The sequence below is a fragment of the Endothiovibrio diazotrophicus genome (assembly GCF_054657215.1).
The window spans coordinates 1-6206 of the sequence record NZ_BAAHXB010000182.1 but is presented as its reverse complement, the minus strand read 5'-3'; the positions used below and the strand labels follow the sequence as shown (position 1 = coordinate 6206).

Annotated in this window: 6 protein-coding genes and 1 pseudogene; 4 read left to right on the top strand and 3 right to left on the bottom strand. The window is 69.2% G+C overall.

The window, feature by feature from the left end:
* Positions 1-189 precede the first annotated feature (189 nt).
* Both ACYQ2W_RS24925 and ACYQ2W_RS24920 read right to left on the bottom strand, forming a co-directional pair.
* Positions 190-981, bottom strand: coding sequence for a ChaN family lipoprotein (locus tag ACYQ2W_RS24925; protein ID WP_459873510.1), 792 nt, complete (start codon positions 979-981; stop codon positions 190-192).
* 73 nt (positions 982-1054) lie between these two features.
* Positions 1055-1288 (bottom strand): annotated as a pseudogene (locus ACYQ2W_RS24920) (ChaN family lipoprotein); the annotation flags it as partial.
* Positions 1289-1530: 242 nt separating this feature from the next.
* Between ACYQ2W_RS24920 and ACYQ2W_RS24915 the strand changes: the two are divergent.
* Positions 1531-3750, top strand: coding sequence for a M1 family metallopeptidase (locus ACYQ2W_RS24915; RefSeq protein ID WP_459873508.1), 2220 nt, complete (start codon positions 1531-1533; stop codon positions 3748-3750).
* Entirely contained in the window at positions 3675-4001 is a 327-nt protein-coding gene (locus ACYQ2W_RS24910; protein ID WP_459873506.1) for a hypothetical protein, read from the top strand. The genes ACYQ2W_RS24915 and ACYQ2W_RS24910 overlap by 76 nt, the downstream gene beginning before the upstream one ends.
* 35 nt (positions 4002-4036) lie before the next feature.
* Here ACYQ2W_RS24910 and ACYQ2W_RS24905 read toward each other — a convergent pair whose 3' ends face one another.
* Positions 4037-4186: a hypothetical protein gene (locus ACYQ2W_RS24905; RefSeq protein ID WP_459873503.1), complete on the bottom strand. Its 150-nt coding sequence runs from the start codon at positions 4184-4186 to the stop codon at positions 4037-4039.
* 94 nt (positions 4187-4280) lie between these two features.
* Here ACYQ2W_RS24905 and ACYQ2W_RS24900 point away from each other — a divergent pair, with 94 nt between their 5' ends.
* On the top strand, positions 4281-5084 hold the full coding sequence (locus ACYQ2W_RS24900) for a metal-dependent hydrolase (RefSeq protein ID WP_459873501.1): 804 nt from the start codon (positions 4281-4283) through the stop codon (positions 5082-5084).
* A 482-nt stretch (positions 5085-5566) separates the two neighbouring features.
* Positions 5567-6206, top strand: a 640-nt coding sequence (locus ACYQ2W_RS24895) for a hypothetical protein (protein WP_459873499.1), incomplete at its 3' end; no start/stop codon positions are given.

The following is a 6206-nucleotide window of genomic DNA, read 5'->3' as shown; positions in this document are numbered from 1 at the left end:
GGCCGCGATGGCGCCGGTTCCGTATATCCCCCGCCTGTCACGGAAAGGCCGTGCCTCGAACCATCGCGGCCTAAGGGCCGCTCCTACGGGAAAGGGCGTGCCTCCTTGGCGAAGCCGAGCTGAGCAGCGTCAGATCGAAGTACTGCCGCGAACGGCCACCACCACCGCGGTTCCCGGCACGCCCCGCCGTCAGCGCAAGGTCACTTCGAAACGCTTGCGCTGCGGAGCGAGCAGGAAGCGGTGGTGCTCCACCTCGACGCTCACCGTCTCCCCCGGCCGGCGGTCGAACATCCGCGATTTGAGCTCGCCGAGGTTGCCCACCGCGCCGTCGGCGATGGCGACGATGCGGTCCCCCTCGCGCATCCCGGCGGCCTGCGCCGCGCTCTGCGGCGAGAAGGCCTTGGCGTAGACCCCGTCGGGGCGCTCGTCGAGGAACACCCCGAGCATCCCCGCCGCCGGCAGCGGCACCGGCTGCGGGTAGAGCACGAAGTCGGCCGCCTCCGCCTCGCTCGGCAGCAGGTCGCAGGCGACCACCGCCGCCGGGAACCCGCCGCGCCGCGCCACCAGGTCGGGGATCGCCCCGCGGTAGGCGATGTGGCCGACCCCGGCGAGCACCACCATGCGCCGTCCGGGGTGCGCCGACAGGTAGTCGGCGACCCGCGCCGCCATCCCCTCGTCCCACACCCGCTGGGCGTCGACGAAGAAGTCGAAGTTGCGCTGCTCGGCGCCGGGGTGCTGCTCGAAGATCCCGCGCAGGCGGGTCCGATAGACGTCGTCCGCCGCCCCCATCTCCGCCGGCAGCTGCGCCCGCTCCGCCGCATCGAGCCCGGCCAGCCCCACCCCGGCCACCTTGCGGCTCAGCTCCGCCGGCACGTTGAGCGCCACCAGCGGGAGGGCGTGGTCGCGCGCGTAGTGCAGGATCGGCCGGTAGAGGCGGTAGTCGAAGCGCCAGCGGGTGAAGTACTCGGTGCGCTCGAGCATCGTCCCCCTCGTCGATGCGGCCGGCGACGAAGTCGTCCAGCGCCCCCTGGTAGGGCTGCTGGAACTGCTCGAAGCCGATCGCCAGATCGGGCGACTGGCGGTACATCCCCTGGATCACCTCCAGCTGCGCCAGGTGGTGGCCGTACTGATCGTGACTCTCGCCGACGTAGACCACCCGCCGGTCGGCGAGCCGCGGGAGGAGCGCGTCGAGGCCGCCGAGGGCCGCCGGTTCGACCACCTTGCAGCAGTCGGCGAGGGCGGCGCCCGCGGGGAGCAGGGCCGCCAGGAGGAGCAGGATACGCAGCATGGGATTCAACCTTCGGAACAGAGGGGTCGTATGGCGGTCACTAAAGGGATGCGGAAAAGACACATTACCCCAAACTCACTTGTCTCGCGGCCCGTCTTCGGCGTTGCGGCAAGGGTTACATAGCCCTGCTATGCGCCCCTTTCCGCGCCTTGAAGACGAACCGCGATCCGGCGCGATTTTGGGATAATGTATCTCTTCCGCATCCCTAATACAGACTCCCCCGCCATCCGACAGGTTCCGCCGTGCGCCCGCTACTGCTGCTACTCACCCTCCTCCTCCCACTGGCCGCCCCCGCCGCCGAGCCGCTCCACCATCGGTTGGAGGTGACCCTGCGACCGGCCGACGGCACCCTCGAGGCGGTCGATACCATCACCCTCCCCGCCGGCACGGCGGCGGAGTTCCTGCTCCACCGTGGCCTCGAACCCCATCTGGAGGGAGCCGGCCGGCTGCGCCGGCTCGGCGAGGTGGAGGGGGCGGTACCGCTGGAGCGGTTCCGCGTCGAGGGCACCGGCCAACGCTTCACCCTGCGCTACGGCGGGACCATCAACCACCCGCTGGAGGCGTGGAGCGGCAAGCGCGGCAAGGTGGAGCGCGCCACCCCGGCGGAGATCGCACCGACGGGGGTCTTCCTCAGCGGGGCCGGCGGCTGGTACCCGCGCTTCGGTGACCGGCTGCTCGCCTTCGAGCTGACCGTCCACCTGCCCGACGGCTGGCACTCGGTGAGCCAGGGGGCGGAGACCGAGGCCGACCACTGGAGCGAGGCGCAGCCCCAGGACGACCTCTACCTCCTCGCCTACCCCTACCACCTCTACCGCGCCGCGGGCCCCCACGGCGAGGCGCGGGTCTACCTGCGCGAGGCCGACGAGGCGCTGGCCGAGCGCTATCTGGAGGCCACCCGCGAATATCTCGATCTCTACAGCAACCTGATCGGCCCCTACCCCTACGCCAAGTTCGCCCTGGTGGAGAACCGCTGGGAGAGCGGCTACGGCATGCCCTCGTTCACCCTGCTCGGTCCGCGGGTGCTGCGCCTGCCGTTCATCCTGCGCAGCGCCTACCCCCACGAGATCCTCCACAACTGGTGGGGCAACGGGGTCTTCGTCGATTACCGCGAGGGCAACTGGTCGGAGGGGCTCACCGCCTATCTGGCCGATCATCTGATGCAGGAGCGCGCCGGACATGGCGCCGCCTACCGCCGCGAGCAGTTGCAGCGCTACGCCGAGTACGTGAAGCGCGGTGAGGACCGGCCGCTGAGCGAATTCCGCGCGCGCCACGGCGAGGCGAGCCAGGCGCTGGGCTACGGCAAGTCGGCGATGTTCTTCCACATGCTGCGCCGCCGGCTGGGCGACGCCTCCTTCCTCGCCGGCCTGCGCCGCTTCTACGCGGAAAACCGCTTCCGGCGCGCCGCCTTCGACGACCTGCGGCGCGCCTTCGAGGCGGCGAGCGGCGAAGACCTCGGCGCCTTCTTCAAACAGTGGCTGGAGCGCCCCGGCGCCCCCGAGTTGACCCTCGGCGAGGCACGGGCCGACGGCGACGCGCTGGAGATCACCCTGCACCAGAAGCAGCCGGGCGCCGCCTATCGCCTGGAGGTGCCGATCGCCCTGCGCCTGGCCGGCCGCGACGCCCCCTGGCGCACCCGCCTGACCATGACCGAGGCGACCCAGCGCTGGCGCCTGGAACTCCCCGCCAAGCCGTTGCGCCTGGAGGTGGACCCGGAATTCGACCTCTTCCGCCGCCTGCTCCCCGGCGAGCGGCCGGCGGCCCTGGCCCAGCTGTTCGGCGCCGAGCGACTGCTGCTGGTCTACCCGGCGGCGGGGGCATCGAGTGACGGCTACCGCCGGTTGGCCAAAAGCTGGGCGGCGGGCGATCCGGCGGTGGAGGTGACGAGCGATGCGACCCTGGAGCGGCTGCCGGAGGGACGGGCGGTGTGGCTGATGGGGTGGGAGAACCGTTTTCTGGAGCGGATCAAACGCCGGTTGGGCGAGCGGGTGGAGTGGCTGGATGACGGGCTGGTGCTCGATGGCGAACGGCTCACCGGCGGCGACTGGAGCGTCGTCCTGGCCACCCCGGCCATCGGCTGGCTCGCCACCCGCCGCACCGAGGCGTTGCCGGGGCTCGCCCGCAAGCTGCCCCATTACGGCAAGTACGGCTACCTCGCCTTCAGCGGCGACGCCCCGACGATCCACATCAAGGGAGAATGGCCGGTCCTTCACTCGCCGCTGAGCCGTGTCCTCGGCCCCGGCGGAGAAGTGCCGGTCTCCGCCGAAAGCAGCCGTTTTGGAATGTCATCCCGCGAGCGGATATCGAGTTGGATGGCGGGAGCGACCTCGCCCTCGATCCAGCCCCGCGAGGAGTTGCTTGGCCACCGAACAGTCACCATTACGGCGGAATGCACTTCGTCCTGCTCATCGTCGCCGGCATCGCCGTCGCCGGCGGCGTCACCATGGGACTGTGGAACTGGCTGACCCCGACGCTGTTCGGCTGGCCGAGCATCAGCTACCTCCAGGCGTTGGGGCTATTGGTGCTGACCCGCCTGCTGTTCGGCGGCCTGCGCCACCACGGCTTCGGCCACCACTGCCGCCTCCCCGTGGAATCGATGAGCGAGGAGGAGCGCGCGCAGCTGCGCGAACGGCTGCACCGCTGCGGCTTCGGTCGCCGCTGGCTCAAATGCCGTAATGGGGAGGCGAAGGACGACGAACCCAAGGCTGAGTCATAGAGAGACGGCGGAGCGGCGGCGGCAGGGCGATTGATCTACGGGCCGTGGGTGGTCAGCGCCTCCTCGCCCTCACCGTTCACAATCTGAGCAGCCGCCTCGAAAATCGTCCGCAGGGTCCGCTCGACGCGCGGCTGAACCGGGCGTTTTCTCATTGAATCAGATACTTGAATGCCATCTTCGGCCATCGGACGGGACGCTCCAAAAACGAGTACAAGCGGGAACCGGTGCCGGCTATCTTACCGTCGTAGCGACTACCGGCAATTCGCAAGGAGTGGAGACATGGCGCAGCGCATCCCCGTTCGTCACCCCCGGATCGACCTTTCTCAGGGATTCGCCCCGCACTGGCTCGGTGACGACGCCTTTCGCAGCCAGCTCTTCAACGCCTTCTCGATGAGCTTCCCCATCGGCGAGAAATACTTCATCGACACCGTGCGCGAGGCGCTGCCGAGCATCGAGGATGCCCGCCTGCGGGAGGACATTCGCGGCTTCTGCGGCCAGGAGGCCGTCCACAGCGCGCTGCACCGCCAGTTCAACGCCGTGCTGGAGAAACAGGGGCTGCGCAACATCATCGAACGGCTGGCCGGCTGGCGGATTCGGCGCAGCGAGCGGTTCACCCTGCACAGCCGGCTGGCCATCGTCATGGCCTACGAACACTTCACCGCGGTGTTCGGTGACGCCCTGCTGCGCGATATCGGCTGGCTCTCCGGCGCCCGCCCCCCCATGCGCTTGCTCTGGACATGGCACGCGCTGGAGGAGAGCGAGCACAAGGCGGTCGCCTTCGATACCTACCTCGCGCTGGGCGGCGGTTATCCCCGACGGGTCGGCTGGTTTCTCTACGTCAGCCTCGTGATGGGAATCGACACGGCAGTGCAAACGCTGCTCAACCTGCACCACAGCCACCGGCTGTTTCGCTGGAACACCTGGCGCAGCGCCACGACCTTCCTCTTCGGTCGTCGCGGCGCGCTCCTCCACACCCTGCCCCATTGGCTGGCCTACCTGAAACCGGGTTTCCATCCCCGGCAAAACGATACCGACGCACTGGTCCGGGATTGGCTCGAACGCAATGCCGAGGCCTTCCGTTGATCGGGTACGGCGCGGGCAGCGCAAAGGGGCGCCCAAATCGATGGGAAAAGAGATGCGCACCGAGGCGGAAACCGCGTTGACCAGCAGCGCAGTGAAGGATGCAAGGAAGCACCCCCTACGACCGTCCCAGGACGGGAATCCCTCTACGCCCTTCCCAAGCGACCAGGTTCTCCTGGCGCACAAATACTCGCCCCCCCTACGCCCGGCGAACTGCACCTCCCCTTCGGCAGCGCCGGCTGCGTCGCCCTGTTCGAGATCGAAGACCACACCACCGCCACCCTCCTCACCGCCCCCCCGCGGGAAAACGATTACCATTAGCACGGCCCCCCTGTAGGAGCGGCCCTTAGGCCGCGATCGGTACGAAGTGCGGCGCTCCCGATCCAACCGACGGCAGAAACGGAAACAGCGCCATCGCGGCCTCGGGGCCGCTCCTACCGGCAACAGCAGCAGAATTGCGACAGTACAGCCCCCGCGACCGGGAGATGGAGCCGCTGCCCCTGGTGGGCGGCGAGCCCGCCTTCCTGGAGGAGGTGTTCGAGGCGCTCTACAGCAACCAGCCGGTGATGCTGCTGGCCCAGGCGGGACGGGACAGGACGGCGATGCACCGGGCGATCCTGGAGGAGGCGCGGGCGCGCATCGGCGACGACTCGGTACGCCATCTGGTCCCCCTGGGGCAGGCCAACGTCGACGAGGCGGACTACTTCACCTACCTCGCCCGCCAGCTCGACGTGCGCGAACCAATCGCCTCGGCCACCGCCTTCGAGTTCCTGCTCGACGACCGGCTCGCCGGCGGCGAACCGCTGTTCCTGCTGCTCACCCGCCTGGAGGACGGCAACGACCGCCACCGCACCGACCTCGCCCGCATCCTGCGCAACCTGAGCGAGCGCCGCGCCGGCCAGATCCATTTGACCTTCTGCGGCTCGGAGCAGCTGATGGCCCTGCGCTACGCAGGGGGCGACCTGAGCCCGCTCAACACCGCCGAACAGCGATTCTGGCCGGAGCCGACGGTGAGAGAGGTACAGGCCCAATTTCGCGGAAATGCGTCACTGGAAGCAAGCTACCGGGTGCCCCTATTCGTCGAAACGATCCAGGCGCAGGAACCACAGCGGCTATTCGCGCAGG